The organism is Streptomyces sp. NPDC020747 (genome assembly GCF_044334695.1).
Lineage (GTDB): Bacteria > Actinomycetota > Actinomycetes > Streptomycetales > Streptomycetaceae > Streptomyces.
Map to the genome: position 1 here is coordinate 364,399 of NZ_JBIRTJ010000012.1, position 19,769 is coordinate 384,167.

Below are 19,769 nucleotides of genomic sequence, written 5' to 3' on the forward strand. Positions count from 1 at the left end.
GCGTGTGGCGTCGTCCGGATGATGGGGTGGCACGGTGACCGACCACGATGAGGCGGCGGGTGTCCGGCCGTTGACCCTGGCTTGGGTCAGCCGGCATCTGGAGGCCGGCGAACGGATCGTCGGAACCGAGGCGCTGCACGGCGGCGCCACGGCCGAAATGCGGCGGCTGACCATCAGCGCGCGCGACGGAGGCACCCGTCACCTGGTGCTGCGGAGCTTCGTCGACCCGTTCTTCTTGGAGCACGCCGAGGACGCGCTGAACCGGGAGGCCGGCGCCCTGACCATCCTCCCGGGGACCGGTGTGCGGGCTCCCGGACTGGTCGCGGTCGATCGGACCGCCGCGCAGTGCGAGTATCCGTCACTCCTGATGACACATCTGACGGGCCGAACGGTCCTCGACGACGAGGGACTGGAGACGCGCGTCCCGCTGTTGGCCCGGCAACTCATGGCGATCCACGCGTTGCGACCCGCCGAGCGGCCCCCGACATACGTGACGTTGACGACCGCCGACACCGTCGTGACTCCGAAGGGCGCCGACGCGGCGGCATGGGCCGCGGCGATCGACGTGATCCGCAGGCCCGCGCCGCCCTATGAGGGGCGGTTCCTGCACCGGGACTTCCACCCCGGCAACGTGCTGTTCGACGTGCCGCCCGCACGCCTGTCAGGCGCCCGGATCACCGGCGTCGTCGACTGGGCGGCGACCTCCTGGGGCCCGGCGGATCTCGATGTGGCGCACTCCTCCACCAATCTCGCGCTGCTGCACGGCCCGGCGTGGGGTCTGCGGTTCGCCGAGGCGTACGAGGAGGCCGGCGGAGTGCTGGCCGCGGCTCCGAGCGAGCGGCTGTACTGGCTGGTGCGGGACGGGCTGGCGTTCTCGGAAGAGGTGCGGTTGGTGGCGCGGCCATGGCGGGAGGCGGGCCGGACGGAGCTGACGACGCGAGTCGTGGAGGAGCGGCTGGATGCCTATGTCACCGCCCTGATGGACGCGCTGGGCTGAGCCAGGGCGGTCCGGAGCTCGGGCACGGCCGCGAGCGCCGGGGCCGTCTTCCACGTCCGGCGGCGAGCGCCGGAACCGCCTTGCCCGTCCGGCAGCGGAGCCGATCGCACACCCGTACCCGGTCGCCCCGAGTACGAGCCGGCTCCCGGCCGACCGCTCTGCGGCGCCCTGATTCGTCCAGGGCGCCATCACTCGCCGTGACTGCTCCCCGTGGTCTGCGGCAGCTCCGCTCTCTGGCCCTGCGCGGCATGCTCTGGGGTGGACAAGTGCGTCCTCTTGGGCAGTAGGAGCGGGGTCGCGAGCAGGAGTACGCCGGACATGGTGATGGCGGCGATCGGGCTGGTGAGTGTGGCGAGAAGGCCCCAGACAACCATCAGGGCGGCTTGCAGGAGTTTGCTGGTGGCGCTCCAGGTGCTGAGGACCTGGGCGGTGCGATCCACAGGGGTCCGCCGCAGGCGTTCTGTCGCGTAGATCGGGTTGAAGATGCCCATGCAGGTGATCAGCAGGCCCTCGACGATGATCACGGTGAGGAGTCCGGGTATGCCGGGTTGGACGAACGCGAGACCGAGCGGGAAGAGTGATCGCAGCCAGCCGGAGACGATCATGACCCGGTGTCGGCCGTAGCGGGTCACGAGGCGCGCGGAGAGACGGGCGCCGACGAAGCCGCCCAGGGCCGGGATGCCGAAGGCGAGACCGTATTGCCAGGCCGGGAAGTGGTACTGGCCCAGCAGGAGGACGGACAGGAGCGGGGCGGTGGCCATGATGAGACCGCCGACCAGGATCGAGTTGAGGAACAGGCGTCTCAGTGCGCGGTCGCTGAGGATGAACCGCCAGCCGCCGAGAAGGTCGCCCACGCGCAGCCTGGTGGCCCGGTCGCGGGGTGCCGCGATGTCGCCTCCGCGGATGCGGAGAACGCCGAGCGCGGACAGCAGGTAACTGAGGGCGTCGGCCATGACCGTGATGACCGGGCCGAGCAACCCGATGAGTGCGCCACCGAGGGGCGGGCCCGCCGCGGTCGCCGCCCAGCTCGTGCCCTCGAACCTCCCGTTCGCCACCAGGAGGTGATCACCACGGACGAGATACTTCAGATACGCGCCGGACGCGGCGGAGAAGGCGATGCTCGCTGTCCCGGAGATGACCGAGACAACCAGCAGTTGCCCGTAGGAAAGCAGGCCGAGGACGTACGCGATCGGGATACTCGCCACCGCGACGAACCGGACCAGGTCCATCGCGATCATCACCGGACGCTTGGCCCGGTGCTCGACCCACGGCCCGAGCGAGAACGCGACGATCGCCGCGACGGCGAGCCCGGCCGCCTCCAGCAGCGACACGGCGAATGCCGAGGAGTGCAGCACTTGGACCGCGATCAGCGGGAACGCGCCGAAGGCAAGCCACGTACCGTACGTACTGACGGCGTAGGCCGACCACAGCCAACCGAAACCGCGCCCCAACTCCACGCGCATGCGACTCCCTCGCGACAACCGATGTTCGGGTCGCCGAATCACACCGGACGCACCCTCGCGGGATCAAACAACCGGCTCCGGGCGAGCCACAACCATCAGTTGGGCACGTCTATGCTCGATCGATGGATACCGAGGCGGTGCGATCGTTCGTCCGTGCGGCCGAACTCGGCCAGCTGCAACACGCGGCCGACGAGCTCGGCGTAACGCAACAGGCGGTGTCGAAGCGGATCGCGACCCTTGAGCGCGAACTCGACGTCCGGTTGTTCACCCGCACCGCCCGGGGGGTCGAGCTGACACTCGACGGCCAGGCCTTCCTCCCGCACGCCCGGAGCATCATCACGGGTGTCGATCGCGCCGTCACCGCGATCAGACCGGGCTCGCGGGCCCTACGGATCGACGTACTCGGCCTGCGATCCGCGCAGGCCGTCGTCCTGCACGACTACTGGCGGTCACATCCCGAGACCGACCTCGATGTGGTGACCCTCAAGGTCAACGACCCGCGTCTGGCGGTCACCGCCGTCCAAGCAGGCGATATCGACGCCTCGTTCCGCTCGGTCACCGATCCGGCCACACTGCCGCGCGACGTGCAGATGATCCACGCCTTCGACTCCCCGCTGGAACTCCTCGTCGGCCCGAGGCACCCGCTCGCCTCCGCACGGACACTGACACCGTCCCAGCTGCGCCGGCACCGGATCTGGGTGCCGGGTATCGCGCCGCGAAGCGAATGGGCGGAGTTCTACGATCAGCTCGCCACCGACTTCGACCTCCGCGTCGACGCCGCGGGCCCGAACTTCGGCAACGAGGTACTCCTCGACATCCTCGCGGACTCCGCGGACGTGGCGACCCTCGTGGGCTCGCGCGACCGGTACATCTGGCCGACGAACCACGACCTGCGCCGCATCCCGATCGTGAATCCGACGCTCGCGTACCCGCTCTCGCTCATCCTCCCCCGCGAGAATCCGCACCCAGGGCTCCGGGCGATCATCAACCACTTCGCAGGCCTGACACCGCTTCCCGAGGCGGTCTGGCTCCCCTCCTGGGCAAAGACAACACGCCGCAGTGATGGAGTCAGGCGCCCGTAGAACCGGAGGGGGGCCTGCGCAGCAGCCACTGTCCGAACGTCCGGCGTCCAGGCCGCACCACCACGCGGCCGAAGGACTTCTGGCCCACCAGTTCCACTCGCAGAGTGACCGGCAGGGCCGGATTCGTGGAAGTCTGACGGTACTTGACCCTGCTGTGTACCAGCTGCAGACCATCGGTATCGACGACGATGCCCGGCCTCGTGATCAGCGTGAGAGTCTTCCCCGTCATCACCACGTCGATCCGCAAGGTGTCGTGTGTGATCACCGCGTCGGTGAAGTCGAGCGTCACCTCGCAGAACGTCACCGCGAGTTCCATCCTCCGCGGTACCACCCAGCGTCCCACGCGCTCGATCGCGCCGCTGTGGACCTGTTCGATCCGGACCACGTCCTTGACCTCTGCCACGGACGTGCCGGACGTGGCCGATACGGGCGGCAAGTCTGCGGTGAGCGTGGTCAGTTCGCTCAGAGTCCGTGCCGACAGGGCGGCTTCCAGACGCTCGTCCAACTCGTCCGCGGTCAGCAGGCCGTCGCCCGCCGCGATACGCAGCACATCAACCACCCGGTCCCGGTCCGCGTGAGAGGCTCGCAGCTCGGGCGACGAGCCGGAGTGCTTCCCGGTGGGCGAAATCTCTCCCGACATGCTTCCGTCCTGGTCGAGTCGAACGTCTCCGCGCGACGCGGGCAGCGGCGCGAGTAGAACACTAACGCTATATCGCGACACGGATCCCGGTTGGGCTCCATCACTGAGAGGCGATGGCCAGCGTCGATTCACGGCATACGGCATCCATCCTGCCGAGGCCCTGTCGCGACAACAACCGCACCCCAGGGGCCAGTTCACACCATTCCCTGGGCTGCTGAACAACGCACGTATGCCGACCCCCGGCGCACGCCGACCGGCATCCACTGGGTGACCGGGCGCCGTGAGGACGCCCCGGATCCACTCGTAGCCCACGGCATCGAAGTCCTTGCCCACGGCACCGAGACAGTGTGCGCCGTCCGGAACGCAGTCATCCGGCGTGCGAAAGACCCGACCCGCCACTACGGGGGGAAGTGACGGGCCGGGCCTAGGGTCCACGGTGCCACATTCGCCCCCGGCGCGCGCGGTCTCCGGGGGAAGTGCCTGGACCCAAGGGGGCCGTCTCTTCCTCACGGCTTGATTCAGGGCGGCGCTCATCCGAGCGCGGTTACCGTAGGACGCCATGAAGGTCCTGATCATCGGTGGCAGCGGATTTCTCGGGACGGAACTGGTGCGCCTGGCGACGGCCGCGGGCTGGGAGACGGCCGCGACGTACTGTTCCCGCCCCTGCGTCGGTGCCGGAGCCTCATGGTTCCGGCTCGACCTCCGCTCCCCCGGACACGTCGACGAGCTACTGGCCGCGGTGGCCCCCAGCGCCGTCATCAACGCAACGAGCGGAGGAAGCGACTGGGCGGTCACCGCCGACGGCTCGATCCGCGTGGCGATGGCCGCGATGCAACGCGGTTGCCGCCTGGTCCACGTCTCCAGCGACGCGGTGTTCTCCGGTTCCCGGATGCGCTACGACGAGACCTGCCTGCCCGACCCGGTCACCGCGTACGGCGCGGCCAAGGCCACCGCCGAGACCGCCGTGCGGCTCCTGGCGCCGACCGCCGCGGTCGCCCGTACGTCGTTGATCATCGGACACGGCGGATCCGTACACGAGCGCCTGGTCCACGCCCTGGCCGCGGGCACACGCGAGGGCGTCCTGTTCACCGACGACATCCGCTGCCCGGTCCATGTCGAAGACCTGGCTTCCGCGCTGCTGGAGCTCGCCGTGTCGGACCGGGCCGGGATGTTCCACCTCGCCGGAGCGGACGCCGTCAGCCGCCATGAACTGGGCGTACTCATCGCCCGGCGCGACGGGCTGGACGCGGCCCGACTTCCTGCCGGGCGCCGGGCCGACACCCTCATGCCCGGCGCCCTGGACGTCCGTCTCGACAGCCGCGCCACCCAGGAACGCGTACGCACACGGCTGCGTGGAGCCGGAGAGTTCCTCCACACGCACCACACGTGAACAGCCGACTGAACACACGGAAACGCACGACGCACTACAGGACCGGCGGGCCCTGTTCGATGCGGTGCAGCACCGGGGCGAGACGGTCCAGTGTTTCGCTGGTCTGGATCTGGCGTTCGTCCCACCAGGTGGCTCCCGCCTCGGCCAACGGGCCGATCAGATCGCGGGCCCCGGCCGCGTCGTCACCTGGTGTGGCACCGCCGAGGACGATCTCGAACGGGGTGCCGGACCGGTCTTCGCGCTGCTTACGGACGTATGCGACCAGGTCGCGGACCTGCTCGACAGGCGGTACGTGGCCGTGCCTGGCCTCGGTGAACAGCGGGACCACGCCGTCCCAGCGGGCGGCCCGGCGCATGGGTGGGCGGTTCGGCCAGAAGCCGGCGACCCAGACCGGTGGCCGCGGGCGTTGCACCGTGGCGGGCAGCAAGGTCACGTCCCGTACCTGGTAGTGCCGTCCGTCGTGGTTCACCGGCTTGCCGGACCAGAAGCGCTGGAGCAGGTCCAGGCCCTCGTCCAGCCGCTCGGCCAGTACCTTCGGGTCGGTGATGTCGCCGAAACTCGCGTACTCGTCCTCGACGGGCCCGCCCAGCCCCGCGGCGAAGGTGACCCGGCCGCCGCTCAAGGCGTCCAAGGTGGCCACCTGACGGGCCAGTTGCTGCGGACGCCGCCGGGCGACGGGGGTGACCAGCGTGCCCAGTCTGATCCGGGACGTCGCCAGCGCCGCGGCGGTCAGCAGCATCCAGGGGTCCCCGAAGGGCCTGCCCCCGTGTTTGCGGTGCAGCACGTGATCCCAGACGAACAGCCCGTCCCACCCTGCCTGTTCGGCCGCCACGGCCACCTTCGCCACGGTCCTGGGATCGGCGAAGTCACCGAAGTTCGGAATGTTCACCGAGAAGCGCATCCACGCATCGTGCTTCACGGCACAGGGACCGGCAACCGAAATTCCTGGCGGGCCCCGGTGCGCCTTGTCCCCCGAGAGAGCTACGCGCAGGTGTCCACCGCGCGGTGACGATTCCGGGGCGCCTGATCCCTAGCTTTCTACTCAGCCCGCGACACCCCGGTCGCGGCTCTGACGCAGGAGTTCTCATGAGGCTGGTCCGCCAACTCGTGGCCGTCGCGGCGGTCGCTTTCATCGGCGGCCAAGCGCTTGCCGCGCTGGAAGACCGTCCGTGGCTCCAACTGGCCGTCGGCGTCCCGACAGCCGTGCTCGCGGTGCTCGTCTACGGGTGGGTCGTACGGCGGACCGAGCACCGCCCGTCCACGGAGGTGGCCCTGGAAGGCTCCCCGGTCGCGACAGGCCGCGGAGCACTGATCGGCGCCGCGCTGTTCGGCGCCGTCATGGTGAACCTCTTCGTCTCCGGGCACTACGAGGTCGACGGCGTGGGCTCGGTGTCGGGCGCGGCGGGGCTGTTCGGCTTCATGGCCGCCGCCGCGGTGACGGAGGAACTGCTGTTCCGCGGCGTCCTGTTCCGCATCACCGAGGAACGCGTCGGCACCTGGATCGCCCTGGTGCTGACCGGTGCGCTGTTCGGCCTGTCGCATCTGCTCAACCCGCACGCCAGCGTGTGGGGTGCCACCGCGATCGCCATCGAGGCCGGCGGCATGCTCACCGCCGCGTACGTCGCCACCCGCAGGCTGTGGGTGCCGATCGGTCTGCACTTCGGCTGGAACTTCGCCGCGTCCGGCGTCTTCAGCACCGAGGTCTCGGGCAACGACACACCCCAGGGACTGCTGGACTCCGCGATGTCGGGCCCGAAGCTGCTCACCGGGGGCGACTTCGGCCCGGAGGGAAGCGTGTACTCGGTGCTGTTCTGCGTACTGGCGACGATCGTGTTCATGTGGTTGGCCCATCGGCGCGGCCATGTGGTGCCCCGCCGTCGGCACGCCGAGCGGATCGACACCGCCGCTACCCTCCCCCGATGATCAGTCCTCCGAGGGCCCCGGAGTGGTGGCACCGGTCCGACGTGACTGTCCGGGATCTCCCGATCGGGTTGCTGTGCCTCGCCGGGTCGTTCATGCCGGGGTTCTACGGCACGCAGATCGGCGACCTGCCGCACCGCCCCTTCGACGCACTGGCCATCGTGGCGATCGCCCTCGAATGCTTCCCGCTCGCCGTGCGCCGGCGGTGGCCGGTCGTCTGTCTCGCCCTGGTGTCGGTCGGCTTCGCCATCGACCAGCTCCGCGGCTACCACTCGTTCGCGGGCACCGCGCTGCCCATCGCGCTGCTGAGCGTGGGTGCCCATCTGGAACGGCACCGGCGTACCGCCGCGGTCGTCTTCTCCGTGGCGTACGTGCCGCTGGCGGTCGCGCTCATCCGGCTCGATTCGGGCGAGCCGCCGAGCGGATTCGTGACGTTCTATCTTGTGATGGTCCTCGCGTGGGGTTTCGGGGCGTGGCTGCGCTCCACGCGCGTCGCGGATGCCGAACGCCGGAGCCGTATCGCCGAGGACACCCGCACCGCCGAACGCACCCGCATCGCAAGCGAGTTGCACGACGTCGTGACCCATCACGTGACGGCGATGGTCGTGCAGGCCGAGGCGGCCCGCTATCTCACCGCCTCGCCCGATCGCCTCGACCAGGCCCTGACCACCGTCTCCGACACCGGCCGGCGGGCCATCACCGACCTGCGGCATCTGCTCGACCTGCTCAACCCCGACCACGGCACCGACGCCAGAACACCGTCCGTCGGCAGACTGCTCACACTCGTGGAGCAGACGCGCCGGGCCGGTCAGCCGGTGGAGTTCACCGAGGAGGGCACACCGGCGGAGTCGACCGGCAGCGCCGAACTCGTGGCCTACCGGGTCGTGCAGGAGGCCCTGACCAACGCCCTCAAATACGCTCACGGCAACCGCACTTCGGTTCAGGTGCGCCATGCCGAAAGGGAGATCACCGTGGAGGTCAGTACGGACGGTTCCGGCTCGCGGGCGGGCTCCCCCGGCGGGAGCGGGCGGGGCCTCTCCGGTCTCCGCGAACGGGTCGACGTCCTGGGCGGCGACTTCAGCGCGGGCCGGCAGCAGACCGGTGGCTTCGTCGTACGGGCGCGGATACCCGCGGGGAGCCCGTCGTGACCGCTCCGATCCGGGTCCTGGTCTGCGACGACCAAGTGCTCATCCGTACCGGGCTGGTGACGAACATCGGCGCCCAGCCCGACATGGAGGTGGCCGGCGAGTGCGGAGACGGACAGGCCGCGGTCGACCTCGCCGCCCAAGTGCACCCGGACGTCGTGGTGATGGACGTGCGCATGCCGGTGCTGGACGGCATCGAGGCCACCCGCCTGCTGGCCGGGGCCGGGGTGCCGCATCCCGTCAAGGTGCTCGTGGTGACCACGTTCAACCTGGACGAGTACGTCTACGAGGTGCTGCGCGCGGGGGCCAGCGGGTTCCTGCTCAAGGACGCCCCGCCGGCCCAACTGCTGCACGGGATCCGGACCGTGGGCACGGGCGCGGCACTGCTGGACCCCGAGGTGACGCGGCGGCTCGTCGGCAGGTACGCCGCCCGCATCCGGCCCGCCGAGAGCGCCCAGCACGACATCCCGCTGACCCCTCGCGAACTGGAGGTCCTTCGCCTGATCGCCAACGGCCTCTCCAACAGCGAGATCGCCGCGACCCTCGTGATCAGCCCGGAGACGGTCAAGACCTTCGTCTCCCGCATCCTCGCCAAACTCAACCTCCGCGACCGCGTCCAAGCTGTCGTCTACGCCTACCGCCGGGGCCTGGTGACCTGACAAACGGCACCCACGTCGGCGCGGGTCGACGGGGACCTCAAGCCGACCGCTTGAGCGGCATTGCGTGGAGAGGACGAACGGTCATCGGGCCTGTTCGGTCATCGGGCCGGCGACGGGACGCGCACCGCTCCCGCGTCCGACCAGTCCGGCAAGGGAGAAGGCACCGGGGCCGGAGAACACGATGAGCAGGAATCCCCAGCAGAAGAGCACCGGTGCAAGTCCCCCGTTCTGCAAGGGGAAGAGGCCGTCCTGCTGGTGCTCAGTGAAGTACGCGAACGCCATGACGCCCGAGCTGATGAAAGCCGCGCTGCGGGTGGCGAACCCGAGGAGAACCAGAACACCGCACACCAACTCGATCACCCCGGCATACCAGAAAGGCCAGTCGCCCGTCGGGCTGGCCTTCCGGTCCAGCACCCCGAAGACCGTGGCAGCGCCCTCGCTGGCGAACAACAGGCCAAGGACCATACGGAACAGGCCGAGCACGAACGGCTGGCGCGTCGTCAGCCAGTCTCCGAGGCGCGGAGTGGTGGTCATCGGTACTCCTCGAGTGTCACTACGGAATCAGGGGGCCATGATGGGCCATGAACCACAGCACACAGACAGGAGCCCCTAGTTGACCGTACGTGTCCGGAACGCTCCGGGTTCAAACGGGTTTCGGTGTCCCTGCGCATCGTGATCGCCGTCGCTCGCATCGAGGTCCCCACCGGCCCCATCCCGCACTGGCACTCACCAAGTGGCAGACGGCATCATGACCATCCAGAGCCCATAGGGAGTAGACATGAGATCGCGCCTGCAGTGGAACCACGGCCGCGGAGAGCATGTCACCGTCGGCCGCAAGCAGACGTTCACAGCCGAGGTCTTGGTCAAGTTCTTTGTCCTGGCCGGCCTCCTGTACATGCCGGTTCTCATCTTCAACTGGGGTGAGTGGGTTCCGTTCGCCGGAGCCAGCGTCTACCTGCTGTGGGAACTCGGCCGCTTCAACACCGCGCTCGGCGAACTCGCCGACCTCTGGAACGCGCGACACGATCAGCACGATCAGCGGCAGGAGTCGGCTCGCAGCGACTCCCTCCAGTGACACGGCCCGTCGTGGAATAGGTGAGGAATACGCGGTCGCCGTCGCGCGGGAGGCAGGCGCCGGGCAGCATCGATCGCGTCGCCCTCACGGGTGCCACGGTCAGCCCGGTTGGCGTAGGCCTGCGACGAGGAGCTCGACCAGTCGGCGTGCGTCGTAGCGGGAATCGCTGTCGGCGCCGATGCAGAGGTTTCCGACGCCGCGCATGAGCTGGTAGGCGGTGAGGTCGGTGCGGATCTCGCCGGAGGCGGCTGCAGCGTCGAGGAGCTGGGTGCACACCGGCACGAGGCGGTCGAGGAAGTAGGCGTGCAGCGTTTCGAAACCGGCGTTGTCGGTCTGCAGCGCCGCCGCGAGTCCGTGCTTGGTGACCAGGAAGTCGACGAAGAGGTCGACCCACTGTCCGAGTGCGGCGTGAGGTGTCGGGCTGCTCGCCAGCAGGGCCGGGCCGGCCTCGGCGCAGGCGTCGACCTGGTGGCGGTAGACGGCGATGACGAGATCCGCCCGTGTCGGGAAGTGACGGTAGATCGTGCCCAGCCCGACGCCGGCCTTGGCCGCGATGTCACGTACCGGCGCTTCCACGCCCGACGTGACGAAGACCGCGGCGGCCGCATCGAGCAAGGTCTCCTTGTTGCGCCGGGCGTCCTTCCGCTTGGACTGGGCCGCGCGCCCCGCGCCCTCGCCGCTGTCGTCCACCGCGCCACCCTCCGCCGTCGAGCTCGCCAAACGGAACAACGTTCCGCGTCGTTCCGGAACGAGGTTCCGTTTGCCCATGATGCCAGAGCAGGGGCCCGACAACCAAGCGATGCCCCGACAACCGAGCCATGCGGTAACACCACGCTTCACCCGCAACGAAGGATCACGGTGGTCGGCAAGGCCATAGTCGGCCGACGCGACGACATCGTGCTGGCCACGAAGGCGACCCTGCCGATGGGCGACGAGCGCAACCATCAGGGCAGCTCGCGCCGCCGGCTGGTCACCGAGTTCGACGCCAGCCTGCGCCGTCTCGGTGTCGATCACGTCGATCTCTACCAGATCCACCGGTGGGACCCGAAGACCAGCGACGAGGAGACGCTGTCGGCCCTGACCGACCTGCAACGCGCGGGAAAGATCCGCTACTTCGGCTCCTCGACCTTCCCGGCGTACCGCATCGTGCAGGCACAGTGGGCCGCGCGCGAGCACCACCTGGGCCGCTATGTCACCGAACAGCCCAGCTACTCGATCCTGCAGCACGGGATCGAGACCCATGTCCTGCCCGTGACCGAGGAGTACGGGCTCGGAGTGCTGGCGTGGAGCGCGCTGGCCTCGGGCTGGCTGTCGGGGGCGATCCGCGAGGGCCGGGACATCACCACAAGCCGCTCGACGTTCATGCCGCAGCGCTTCGACACCGCGATCCCCGCCAACCGGGCCAGGCTCGACGCCGTCGAGCAGCTGGCCGAAGTCGCCGACGAGGCCGGCCTGACCATGATCCAGCTCGCGCTCGGATTCGTGACCGCGCACCCCGCCGTGACGAGCGCGCTCATCGGTTTCCGCACGCTGGACCACCTCCACTCACAGCTCGCCCCCCGGTGTCGACCTGGCCGCGTACGAGAAGAACGACACTCCACCCGCCCTGCTCGACCCGGCACCACGACGCCGCTGACCACCCGGCCGCCGCCCGCCACGGCGCGGCCACGTCCATTTCAAAGCCGGTACTCGTTCCGGCTCCTCGATACGCCCGCCCGGTGGCCCTTGTTCTCGTCGGCCCGGTCCGGAGTCTCGTCCGTTTCGTCGGCCGACGTCCGGAGTCTCATCCGCGCTCGCGGAGGTACGCCTCCAGCTCGGCGGCCCCGGTCAGCATCGCTCGCCCGCGGGCCGACACCCTGCCTCGCCAGTCGGACAATGCGGCCTCCAACGGCTCCAGCCCGCCGGCCGACCGCACCTGGGCGATCAGCGGGGCGATCTGCTCCAACAGGTAGCCGCCACGCCTGAGTTGGTGGGCCAGCCGGGCGTCCCGTACGTCGGACTCGTCGTAGACGCGGTACCCGGTCAGCGGGTCGCGGCGCGGGCGCACCAGCCCGGCGTGCTCCCATTTGCGCAGCGTCGCGGGCCGGATCCCAAGCTGTTCCGCCAGCGGCCCGATGAACCTCTCGACAGGCCCAGAACTCGCGTCGGGCCCAGAAGCCGCATCGAGCCCGGCCGCCGTCGTGGACTCCAGGTCGCGGAGGGCGCTCTCCACGGCCTGGAGGGTCCGCCGATCGTCGAGGAGTTGGGCGTGGCTCTCGTCGATGAGGAGGAACGCCTCATCGACCGCGCCCTGGTTCACGGCCCGCATGATCGACGTCGCCGTCCGGTGGCCGTGCCCGGGCACCAGGGCCAGAAAGGCACGCAAGGCCCCCGCGTGCAGCGACGTATAGATGCGGTAGCCGTGGGGTGTGCGACCGGCGGCCGGAAGGATGCCGGCCTCCTCGTAGTTCCTGACCGCCTGTGCGGACAGACCGTGCCCACGCGCCAGATCAACCGGCCTGAGCCGTTCACCGCTTTGAAGGTTTCGCCCCATACTCCTGCCGATGCCACGGGAAAGTTTCAACCGAAGGTTCAACGATACCGTTGACGGCATGGCTACTGACATCAAGGACGCCGTCCATGCCTTCGACGCTGCCGCTGTCATGAGGCTGCTTCCGGCCCGGCCACGGCTGCTCGCGCTGGGCGAGCCCACCCACCGCGAGGACACACTGCTCGACCTGCGCAACGAGCTTTTCCGGCAGCTTGCCGAGCAGGAGGGCTACAGGACGATCGCGATCGAGAGTGACTGCATGATGGGCCTGGTCGTGGACGACTACGTCACCTCGGGCACGGGCACGCTCGACGAGGTCATGGAGCACGGATTCAGCCACGAGTGGGGCACGTCCGCGGCCAACCGCGAGCTAGTGCGCTGGATGCGCGCCTACAACGTGGACCGGCCCGCGTCCGAGCGGCTCCGCTTCGCCGGTATCGACGGCCCACTTGAGATCACCAGCGCGGCGAGCCCCCGGCAGGCTCTCACCGCGCTCCACGGCTACCTGTCGACCTGGGTGGACGCGGACCTGCTGCCCTGCACCGCGGAGACACTCGACCGCCTGCTCGGCGCCGACGACCGGTGGACCGATCCCGCCGCGATGCTGGACCCGTCCCAGTCCGTGGGGCAGTCGGCCGAGGCCGGTCAACTGCGGCTGCTCACCGACGATCTGGTGGCCCTGCTGGACACACAGACGCCGCACCTGATCACGGCGACCTCACGGGACGACCTGGACCGGGCACGCCTGTACGCGCGCACCGCGACCGGCCTCCTGCGATACCACCACTGGATGGCCGACACCTCCCCGGCCCGCATGACGCGGCTGTGCGCGACGCGAGATCTGATGATGGCTCACAACCTCCTCGCCGCCACCGCTCGGGGGCCCGCATTCGTCCACGCCCACAACTCCCATCTCCAGCGGGAGCAGAGCACCATGCAGCTGTGGCAGGGGCCGGTGGAGTGGTGGAGCGCCGGTGCGCTGGTGAGCTCCCGACTCGGCGAGGAGTACGCCTTCGTGGCCACGGCCCTCGGCACGATCCACCACCAAGGAGTGGACACCCCGCCGCCGAACACCGTCGAGGGCCTCCTGTACGAACTCCCGGAGGACCGCTACGTCATCGCCGCCCCGCAGCTGGCCACGGCCCTCGGCGACACACTCCCCGCCCCCCGCGTCTCCCCCTGGTTCGGCTACGCGCCGTTCGACCCGGCCCACCTGGCGGACAGCGACGGCATCGTGTTCGTCAAGGACGTCCCGCTGCGGCGTCACAGGTAGACACGCAGACCACGAGAGCCGCACGCCTTCCGTGCTCGCTACCCCAGAGAGCGGCAGTACGACAGGTGTCCCGAACAGGCTCGCAGTCGTGGTCTGGAGCTGCATGGAGACGGCGTGTCCTTGTCCCACGGGGATGTGGGGGTACGTCAGGTGAGGGCGCCGAGGGTGAAGCCGCCGTCGGCGACGATTTCGGAGCCGGTTGCGAAGCGGGCCTGGTCCGAGGCGGCGAAGAGGATGAAGTCGGCGACTTCGTCGGGGGTGGCGTTGCGGGGGACGGCGAAGTCGTCGACGGGGACGATGACGGTGCCGTCGGGGCCTTAGGCGAGGGGGGTTTCGATGATGCCGGGATGGACTGAGTTGACGCGGATGTTGTCGCGGGCCAGTCCCTTGGCGGCTGCGCGCATGAGGCCGCACAGTGCCCACTTGCTGCTGCTGTAGGCGACGAGTTCGCCACGTACGGCCTGGCCGGCGCTCGGATCGACCGCATCGCCGAGACCGCCGCGGCCAACAAGCGGTCGATCTATGTGCACTTCGGAACCAAGGAGGAACTGTTCGACATCGTCGTCGCCGACAGCATGGTCAAACTGGCACAGTCGATCTCGTTCGAGGACGAGTACCGCAAGCGAATCTCCGCCATCGAGTCCGCTCAGCAACCGACAAGGTCCGCGCCGACATCCCCGCGGCGGAACTCATGACCATGGTCATCTCACTCGTGATCAGCTGGGACACCACCACCTGGTCACTCAAGGCGCTGCAACCGGAGAACCGTCAGAGGACCGGCCCCGACCACAGGACCAGGATCACAACCGCCGTAGCCGCACTCACCGAACCCCCTCACACCCCTCTGCCGCGCCACTCCCGCTAGGGCCTGCGCGATGTCGTGATCGGTCGGCTTCCTGCGAGGGATCGCCGAGTCAGACCATCGAGGCACGGGGTTCCGGGCCGGCGAGGTACCTCTCGGGCTTCTTGTCGAAGCGAGTGGCGATGCCACGCCAGTCCTTCAGCCGGTTGATCAGGCGCGGTCGTGGAGGGTGACGTGGTAGCCGTCGGGGTCGGCGAAGGTGAATGTCCGGCCGAAGGGGCCGTCGATCGGTGCGGAGACGATGGTGTGACCGTCGGCGACGAGAGCATCGTGGATGGCCTGGACGTCGGTGGCGTGGAGCCAGATCGCGGCACCGATGCCAGGCTGGGCGACGGATGCGAGGTCGGTGCCGGGAACGACGTCGCGGAGTGCGAACGCGATCGGCTTCGTCTCGAAGACGACGGCGTGCGGAGGTCCTGCCTGCGAGCGGACGAGGCCGAGGTACTGCTCGTAGAACGCCTGCGAAGCGGCGAGGTCGCGCGCCTGGAGCGAGATGAAGTCGGGACCGGTGGCGGACATGACGGTGCTCCTTCTTTTCGTGTCAGCTTTCTGACACAGGTCAACGTATGTCAGAATCCTGACATGAATCAAGACGGTGTCGGCGTCGACCTGGAGACCTCTCTGGGATACCTGCTGAAAGAGGCGTCGAGCGCCCTGCGCGCAGCCATGGAGGAGGTACTGCGGCCGCTCGGGATGAGCGTGACGCACTACTCCTGCCTCGAACTGCTGGCTCAACGACCGGGCTTGTCGAACTCCGAGCTCGCGCGGGGCGCGTTCGTGACACGGCAGACGATGAACGTGCTGCTCCAGGCCCTGGAACGAGACGGCTACGTGACCAGGCCCGCGGAGGCACCCGTCGGGAAAGTTCTTCCCACGCGGCTCACGCCTCGCGGCCGACGGAGCCTGGAGAAGGCGACCGTAGCGGTCCGGTCCGTCGAGATCAGAATGCTGGCGGGCATGACCGAGACCGAGCAGTCAGGCGCGTTCCGGATCCTGCAGAGCATGATCCATTCCCTGCGCGACGGCAGCGACGGTGCATAGCCCGTTCCCCGGCGCACGCCTCGCCGCACCCGGACGGGAGTGCAGCCGAGCGTGAAGATCCGTGCCGGCGACCTCGAAACCCGACAGCCTCCGACTACACCCTCTTCTGCCATAAGCCCGCTTGCCCTGCTTGTTATGTGACGCGCCGTCCAGCTGCTGTGACGGACGGCGCGTGCGCGTCAATCTCTTCGGGCGGCGGAACGTCCGCCACGTGATCATTCCCGTCCGGCCCACCACGTTGGGAACCATCCACGCGGCAAGCCGTCACGACGCAGGCGTTGCCTGATCCGGCACCAGCTCGCCTCATCAGGTCATCAGGCCCTGGGAATCGACCATCTAGGCTGACGCGGTGACTGATGAGCAAGTGCGGGTGGAGCCGTCGGGAGTGTGGGCCACGGCGGTGGGGGTGGCCAGGGTGCGGGCGCTGGAGACCGAGCGGGAGAACGCGCTGTTCCGCGACGCACTGGCACAGGCCTTCGCGACCGCCGGCGGCCTGTGGCCCTCCTCGCCGCCGCTGCCCGATGACGAGGCCGCGCGACGCCGCCGGCTGGCCGTGTCGTTCTCCATCGTCATCAGGACGAAATTCCTCGACGACCTGTTGCAGCAGGCCTCCGCGTCCGGGGTCCGGCAGGTCGTGCTGCTCGGCGCCGGCATGGACAGCCGGGCCTTCCGGATGGACTGGCCCGAGGGCACCCGGCTGTTCGAGGTCGACACGGCAGCGCCACTGGACTTCAAGGCTTCGGTGCTGCGCCAGGAACGGGCCGTCGCGCGCTGCGAGCGGATCACCGTCGCAGTGGATCTGCGTGAGAACTGGCCGGGCGCGCTGGCCGCCGCAGGGCACGACCCGGGCGTGCCGACCGTGTGGATCGCCGAAGGACTGCTGATCTATCTGCCCGAGGATGCGGTGGAGCTGCTGCTGGCCCGGATCAGCACGCAGTCGGCGGCAGGCAGTCGGCTGGGGCTGACATTGGGCTCGCGCGGCGTGATCGAGCGCTTCGGCGCGGACGCCGCGCCGGGATCGGCGGCGTCCATGTGGATCTCGGAGATGCCCGACGACCCGGTGGGCTGGCTGGCCGGGCACGGCTGGGAGGCCGACAGCCACACCCTGCGCGAGCGCGCTGCCGCCTACGGCCGCCCGATCAGCACCCCGCCGCAACGCGAGGAGCGGCCCGGCGGACTGATCTCGGCCGTCCGTCGGTAGAACCGGCTTCCAGCTCGTACGAAATCGCGTCCTGCTCACTCCGTGACGGTGTTTCGGGCGCAACCGGATGCCACCCACACGGATCGGCAAACCGTTCGGCCAAGAACGCGAGAAGCTCGAGCCATGGACATCGCAAAGGACGAAGTGCCACTGTCCGGAGGGCGGATCACACAGGGCGTCGTCCGTGTCGGCGACACCGTCCGGCGACCCGTCACAGCCAGGTCGGCCTTCGTTGCCGAATTGCTGAATTGCTGAACTATCTTCAACAACGCGGGTTCAACGGCGCACCGCGATATCTCGGGCTCGACGACACCGGCCGTGACACGTTCACCTACGTGCCAAGTCGAGTGCCGGCCAGATTCCAGCTGTGGAGCGACGATCAGGTGGTAGCTGCCGGAACACTCCTGCGCTCGTTTCACGAGGCCACCCGCGGCAGCCGCCTTGCCGCGACTCATCCGGTCGTCTGCCACCACGATCCCGGCCCGAACAACACTGTCCTCCACCAGGGCCGGCCGATGGCCTTCACCGACTTCGATACCGCCGCTCCCGGCGACCCTCTCGAAGACCTCGGATACCTGTTATGCAAGCGGAACATGTGTCCCAGTGTTCTGTGTCCCAATGTTCTGCGTCGCAGCGATTGACCGGCGAGCCAGCTGCCTGCGCCAGAAGCTTCGGTGGGCCCAGCCCATCTGCAGGTCGGGTCCACCGTGCTGCCGTTCACGATGCTGCGGTTCTGGTGCCAGGCCATTGATGGCTACCTCGCCGGCCTTCACCTGCGCGCCTCGATGATCTGGATCAAAGATCTCACCCGGACAACCCATTGATCACGACCCGATATGCGCCCTAGCTGTCGGTGCACGAGGGCCAGTGGTCTACCGCCCACTCCGACCAGCCCGGCCAGCCCGGCCAGCCCGTCGGCGGGCTCGGAATCTCGCCGCCATCGAGTTCGGCGGCGTCAGGCACCTGGAACTGCTCCCGCCATTGGTCTACGTCGGCCTCGCTCATCGGAAACGTCTGATGCGGTGTCGTCGCCTGACGGTGCGCGATGCGGGCGAGCTGGACGTCCTTGTCCACGGACACGTAGACCACCTGGCATTCTGCCCCGGCCGACCGCGCCAGCCAGCGCAGTGCCGACCGTTCATCGCGGCCCCAGAGCCCATAGTCGAGCACGACGCTGGCCCCCAGCCGCAGCGCCTGCAGAGCGACCGAGATGAGCCGCCCTTCGAGCACCCAACGCTTGCCGTCGGCCATCGAATCGCCAAACAGCGGGATCATCCAGTGATCTGGGGTCAGCCGCAACGCCCGGTGCGTTGCGGCGATCTCTTTGGCCCGGGTGGTTTTCCCGCTTCCGGGGAGCCCGACCATCAGGAACAGGGTGGCGACACGCGGGTCCTGCGTGACGAAGGGCCCGGCTGCATTCGGGCATGGGAATGGGTTTTCGCACTGTGAACGGAAACGCTGCGGCTGAGACATGACTCCCCTGATCAGGCAGGATGGCCCGGCAGCACAGAAATAAGCGAGTGGCTGCCGACAGGACACTGATCCGGCGGTACGTCTTGGCGCTGGCCCCGGCAAGGGGCAGCAATGAGGCCGCGGTTACAGCAACCTCGGATACCGCCGCTAAGCGGCGGTCCGGGTAGTCATGGGGCAGCACATGCCTTCACCATAGTCGACAGCGTCGGCGGAGTCGGCAGCCGACCCTGCCAGGGACGGATATCCGTTCTGGGCGAGGCTGTCAGCACCGGACCCAGCGTTCGTACTGTTCAGCGGGCATAACGGACTCCGTCACGGGTCGGCTGGCGGTGCTGCCCGCTGTACACAAAAACGATCTTGGACACCTTCGTTCTCGTCTCCGCAGGCACCTTTTGGACCACACCACCAGGAGGAACCGGTGTCATACCCGAAACTGCTCACCCCCGATGAGAGGCTCGCCGACGCGAAGAAGCTGTTGGGCCTCCCGCGTATCGTCGTGATCTGCGGCTCCACCCGCTTCATGACCGAGATGACCGAGGCCGATCTGCGGGAGACCAAAGCCGGAAAGATTGTCGTCAAACCGGGCTGTGACATGAAGTCGCCGCACGAGCTTTGGTCCGATCCTGTCGAGGCCGAGGCGCTGAAGGTTCGACTCGACGATCTGCACCGGGCGAAGATCCGGCTCGCTGATGAGGTGCTCGTAGTCGGCGACTACATCGGAGACAGCACCCGAGCCGAAATCGGCTACGCCCGGTCGCTGGGCAAGCCCGTGCGGTTCACGCACCCCGAAGTCGACCCTGACGCCTGACCGCCCGCTGCCACCTCGACAACCAGGGCCGGCAGTCCGTCGCCTGACCGTCTCGCGGTGGCTTCGGCCGCCGCCCACCCCACACCCTCCGCAGGCATCCCTTGGAATTGATCATCTAGTGCTGTGGCCGCGTTGGTTCGCCGGGTCGGCGGTCGTGGCGGTTGGATGTGCGGTGACGTCCGATCCGATCGCTGGAGGAGCGGTGGCCGA

21 protein-coding genes and 2 pseudogenes are annotated in these 19,769 nt (G+C 68.8%); 14 read left to right on the forward strand and 9 right to left on the reverse strand.

Going from position 1 to position 19,769, the window contains the following annotated elements; all coding sequences use genetic code 11:
- Positions 1-34: 34 nt before the first annotated feature.
- Positions 35-997: an aminoglycoside phosphotransferase family protein gene (locus ACH4YP_RS30455; protein ID WP_361050603.1), complete on the forward strand. Its 963-nt coding sequence runs from the start codon at positions 35-37 to the stop codon at positions 995-997.
- 188 nt (positions 998-1,185) lie between these two features.
- Here the strand turns inward: ACH4YP_RS30455 and ACH4YP_RS30460 are convergent, their stop codons facing one another.
- The gene (locus tag ACH4YP_RS30460; RefSeq protein ID WP_398493778.1) at positions 1,186-2,460 is read right to left on the reverse strand and encodes an MFS transporter; all 1,275 of its coding nucleotides are present in this window, start codon (positions 2,458-2,460) and stop codon (positions 1,186-1,188) included.
- 122 nt (positions 2,461-2,582) lie between these two features.
- Between ACH4YP_RS30460 and ACH4YP_RS30465 the strand changes: the two genes are divergently transcribed.
- Positions 2,583-3,542, forward strand: coding sequence for a LysR family transcriptional regulator (locus ACH4YP_RS30465; protein ID WP_398493780.1), 960 nt, complete (start codon positions 2,583-2,585; stop codon positions 3,540-3,542).
- On the opposite strand, the gene ACH4YP_RS30470 is transcribed toward ACH4YP_RS30465, so the two are convergent.
- Entirely contained in the window at positions 3,529-4,182 is a 654-nt protein-coding gene (locus tag ACH4YP_RS30470) for a DUF1707 domain-containing protein (RefSeq protein ID WP_398493782.1), read from the reverse strand. The genes ACH4YP_RS30465 and ACH4YP_RS30470 overlap by 14 nt on opposite strands.
- A gap of 559 nt (positions 4,183-4,741) precedes the next feature.
- Between ACH4YP_RS30470 and ACH4YP_RS30475 the strand changes: the two genes are divergently transcribed.
- Entirely contained in the window at positions 4,742-5,572 is an 831-nt protein-coding gene (locus tag ACH4YP_RS30475; protein WP_398493784.1) for an SDR family oxidoreductase, read from the forward strand.
- Positions 5,573-5,606: 34 nt separating this feature from the next.
- Here the strand turns inward: ACH4YP_RS30475 and ACH4YP_RS30480 are convergent, their stop codons facing one another.
- Entirely contained in the window at positions 5,607-6,473 is an 867-nt protein-coding gene (locus ACH4YP_RS30480; RefSeq protein ID WP_361050618.1) for an LLM class flavin-dependent oxidoreductase, read from the reverse strand.
- Between the two features lie 185 nt (positions 6,474-6,658).
- Here ACH4YP_RS30480 and ACH4YP_RS30485 point away from each other — a divergent pair, with 185 nt between their 5' ends.
- From ACH4YP_RS30485 to ACH4YP_RS30495, 3 genes are read left to right on the forward strand one after another with little or no spacing between them, the layout of a single operon-like run.
- Positions 6,659-7,495 carry a CPBP family intramembrane glutamic endopeptidase gene (locus tag ACH4YP_RS30485; protein ID WP_361050621.1) on the forward strand — a complete coding sequence of 279 codons (837 nt, stop codon included), beginning with the start codon at positions 6,659-6,661 and terminating at the stop codon, positions 7,493-7,495.
- The gene (locus tag ACH4YP_RS30490) at positions 7,492-8,640 is read left to right on the forward strand and encodes a sensor histidine kinase (protein WP_398493787.1); all 1,149 of its coding nucleotides are present in this window, start codon (positions 7,492-7,494) and stop codon (positions 8,638-8,640) included. Before ACH4YP_RS30485 ends, ACH4YP_RS30490 begins: the two co-directional genes overlap by 4 nt.
- Positions 8,637-9,296 carry a response regulator gene (locus ACH4YP_RS30495; protein ID WP_398493789.1) on the forward strand — a complete coding sequence of 220 codons (660 nt, stop codon included), beginning with the start codon at positions 8,637-8,639 and terminating at the stop codon, positions 9,294-9,296. Before ACH4YP_RS30490 ends, ACH4YP_RS30495 begins: the two co-directional genes overlap by 4 nt.
- An 81-nt stretch (positions 9,297-9,377) precedes the next feature.
- Here the strand turns inward: ACH4YP_RS30495 and ACH4YP_RS30500 are convergent, their stop codons facing one another.
- Positions 9,378-9,830, reverse strand: coding sequence for a DoxX family protein (locus ACH4YP_RS30500; protein ID WP_361050630.1), 453 nt, complete (start codon positions 9,828-9,830; stop codon positions 9,378-9,380).
- A gap of 244 nt (positions 9,831-10,074) precedes the next feature.
- Here ACH4YP_RS30500 and ACH4YP_RS30505 point away from each other — a divergent pair, with 244 nt between their 5' ends.
- Positions 10,075-10,371: a hypothetical protein gene (locus ACH4YP_RS30505; protein WP_398493792.1), complete on the forward strand. Its 297-nt coding sequence runs from the start codon at positions 10,075-10,077 to the stop codon at positions 10,369-10,371.
- Positions 10,372-10,470: 99 nt separating this feature from the next.
- Here the strand turns inward: ACH4YP_RS30505 and ACH4YP_RS30510 are convergent, their stop codons facing one another.
- The gene (locus tag ACH4YP_RS30510) at positions 10,471-11,061 is read right to left on the reverse strand and encodes a TetR/AcrR family transcriptional regulator (RefSeq protein ID WP_398493835.1); all 591 of its coding nucleotides are present in this window, start codon (positions 11,059-11,061) and stop codon (positions 10,471-10,473) included.
- A gap of 168 nt (positions 11,062-11,229) precedes the next feature.
- Between ACH4YP_RS30510 and ACH4YP_RS30515 the strand changes: the two are divergent.
- A pseudogene (locus tag ACH4YP_RS30515) lies at positions 11,230-12,007 on the forward strand (aldo/keto reductase); the annotation flags it as partial.
- A 147-nt stretch (positions 12,008-12,154) separates the two neighbouring features.
- On the opposite strand, the gene ACH4YP_RS30520 reads toward ACH4YP_RS30515, so the two are convergent.
- Entirely contained in the window at positions 12,155-12,904 is a 750-nt protein-coding gene (locus ACH4YP_RS30520) for a TioE family transcriptional regulator (RefSeq protein WP_398493794.1), read from the reverse strand.
- A 58-nt stretch (positions 12,905-12,962) separates the two neighbouring features.
- Between ACH4YP_RS30520 and ACH4YP_RS30525 the strand changes: the two genes are divergently transcribed.
- Positions 12,963-14,174: an erythromycin esterase family protein gene (locus ACH4YP_RS30525; RefSeq protein WP_398493796.1), complete on the forward strand. Its 1,212-nt coding sequence runs from the start codon at positions 12,963-12,965 to the stop codon at positions 14,172-14,174.
- 146 nt (positions 14,175-14,320) lie between these two features.
- Here ACH4YP_RS30525 and ACH4YP_RS30530 read toward each other — a convergent pair.
- Positions 14,321-14,704 (reverse strand): annotated as a pseudogene (locus tag ACH4YP_RS30530) (SDR family NAD(P)-dependent oxidoreductase).
- Here ACH4YP_RS30530 and ACH4YP_RS30535 point away from each other — a divergent pair.
- Entirely contained in the window at positions 14,660-14,869 is a 210-nt protein-coding gene (locus ACH4YP_RS30535) for a TetR family transcriptional regulator (RefSeq protein WP_398493837.1), read from the forward strand. The pseudogene ACH4YP_RS30530 and the gene ACH4YP_RS30535 sit on opposite strands and share 45 nt — an antisense overlap.
- Before the next feature lie 317 nt (positions 14,870-15,186).
- Here ACH4YP_RS30535 and ACH4YP_RS30540 read toward each other — a convergent pair whose 3' ends face one another.
- A complete protein-coding gene (locus tag ACH4YP_RS30540; RefSeq protein ID WP_398493798.1) occupies positions 15,187-15,555 on the reverse strand; it encodes a VOC family protein in 369 nt (122 codons plus the stop codon).
- Positions 15,556-15,618: 63 nt separating this feature from the next.
- On the opposite strand from ACH4YP_RS30540, the gene ACH4YP_RS30545 reads away from it, so the two are divergent.
- From ACH4YP_RS30545 to ACH4YP_RS30555, 3 genes are all read left to right on the forward strand, one after another.
- Positions 15,619-16,077 (forward strand): MarR family winged helix-turn-helix transcriptional regulator, encoded by a 459-nt coding sequence (locus tag ACH4YP_RS30545; RefSeq protein WP_398493800.1) that lies wholly within the window; start codon positions 15,619-15,621, stop codon positions 16,075-16,077.
- A 385-nt stretch (positions 16,078-16,462) separates the two neighbouring features.
- A complete protein-coding gene (locus tag ACH4YP_RS30550; RefSeq protein ID WP_361050758.1) occupies positions 16,463-17,278 on the forward strand; it encodes a class I SAM-dependent methyltransferase in 816 nt (271 codons plus the stop codon).
- A gap of 248 nt (positions 17,279-17,526) precedes the next feature.
- A complete protein-coding gene (locus tag ACH4YP_RS30555) occupies positions 17,527-17,919 on the forward strand; it encodes a phosphotransferase (RefSeq protein ID WP_398493802.1) in 393 nt (130 codons plus the stop codon).
- A gap of 202 nt (positions 17,920-18,121) precedes the next feature.
- On the opposite strand, the gene ACH4YP_RS30560 is transcribed toward ACH4YP_RS30555, so the two are convergent.
- A complete protein-coding gene (locus ACH4YP_RS30560) occupies positions 18,122-18,643 on the reverse strand; it encodes an AAA family ATPase (protein WP_398493839.1) in 522 nt (173 codons plus the stop codon).
- Positions 18,644-19,169: 526 nt separating this feature from the next.
- Between ACH4YP_RS30560 and ACH4YP_RS30565 the strand changes: the two genes are divergently transcribed.
- Positions 19,170-19,559, forward strand: a complete 390-nt coding sequence (locus ACH4YP_RS30565; RefSeq protein ID WP_398493804.1) for a hypothetical protein — start codon at positions 19,170-19,172, stop codon at positions 19,557-19,559.
- Positions 19,560-19,769: the final 210 nt, after the last annotated feature.

What these genes read in the sequence shown, in the direction of transcription:
- ACH4YP_RS30460 (WP_398493778.1), bottom strand. Translation starts at nt 2,460, where the DNA reads ATGCGCGTGGAGTTGGGGCGCGGTTTCGGTTGGCTGTGGTCGGCCTAC.
- ACH4YP_RS30465 (WP_398493780.1), top strand. Translation starts at nt 2,583, where the DNA reads ATGGATACCGAGGCGGTGCGATCGTTCGTCCGTGCGGCCGAACTCGGC.
- ACH4YP_RS30470 (WP_398493782.1), bottom strand. Translation starts at nt 4,182, where the DNA reads ATGTCGGGAGAGATTTCGCCCACCGGGAAGCACTCCGGCTCGTCGCCC.
- ACH4YP_RS30475 (WP_398493784.1), top strand. Translation starts at nt 4,742, where the DNA reads ATGAAGGTCCTGATCATCGGTGGCAGCGGATTTCTCGGGACGGAACTG.
- ACH4YP_RS30480 (WP_361050618.1), bottom strand. Translation starts at nt 6,473, where the DNA reads ATGCGCTTCTCGGTGAACATTCCGAACTTCGGTGACTTCGCCGATCCC.
- ACH4YP_RS30485 (WP_361050621.1), top strand. Translation starts at nt 6,659, where the DNA reads ATGAGGCTGGTCCGCCAACTCGTGGCCGTCGCGGCGGTCGCTTTCATC.
- ACH4YP_RS30490 (WP_398493787.1), top strand. Translation starts at nt 7,492, where the DNA reads ATGATCAGTCCTCCGAGGGCCCCGGAGTGGTGGCACCGGTCCGACGTG.
- ACH4YP_RS30500 (WP_361050630.1), bottom strand. Translation starts at nt 9,830, where the DNA reads ATGACCACCACTCCGCGCCTCGGAGACTGGCTGACGACGCGCCAGCCG.
- ACH4YP_RS30505 (WP_398493792.1), top strand. Translation starts at nt 10,075, where the DNA reads ATGAGATCGCGCCTGCAGTGGAACCACGGCCGCGGAGAGCATGTCACC.
- ACH4YP_RS30520 (WP_398493794.1), bottom strand. Translation starts at nt 12,904, where the DNA reads ATGGGGCGAAACCTTCAAAGCGGTGAACGGCTCAGGCCGGTTGATCTG.
- ACH4YP_RS30525 (WP_398493796.1), top strand. Translation starts at nt 12,963, where the DNA reads ATGGCTACTGACATCAAGGACGCCGTCCATGCCTTCGACGCTGCCGCT.
- ACH4YP_RS30540 (WP_398493798.1), bottom strand. Translation starts at nt 15,555, where the DNA reads ATGTCCGCCACCGGTCCCGACTTCATCTCGCTCCAGGCGCGCGACCTC.
- ACH4YP_RS30545 (WP_398493800.1), top strand. Translation starts at nt 15,619, where the DNA reads ATGAATCAAGACGGTGTCGGCGTCGACCTGGAGACCTCTCTGGGATAC.
- ACH4YP_RS30560 (WP_398493839.1), bottom strand. Translation starts at nt 18,643, where the DNA reads ATGGTCGGGCTCCCCGGAAGCGGGAAAACCACCCGGGCCAAAGAGATC.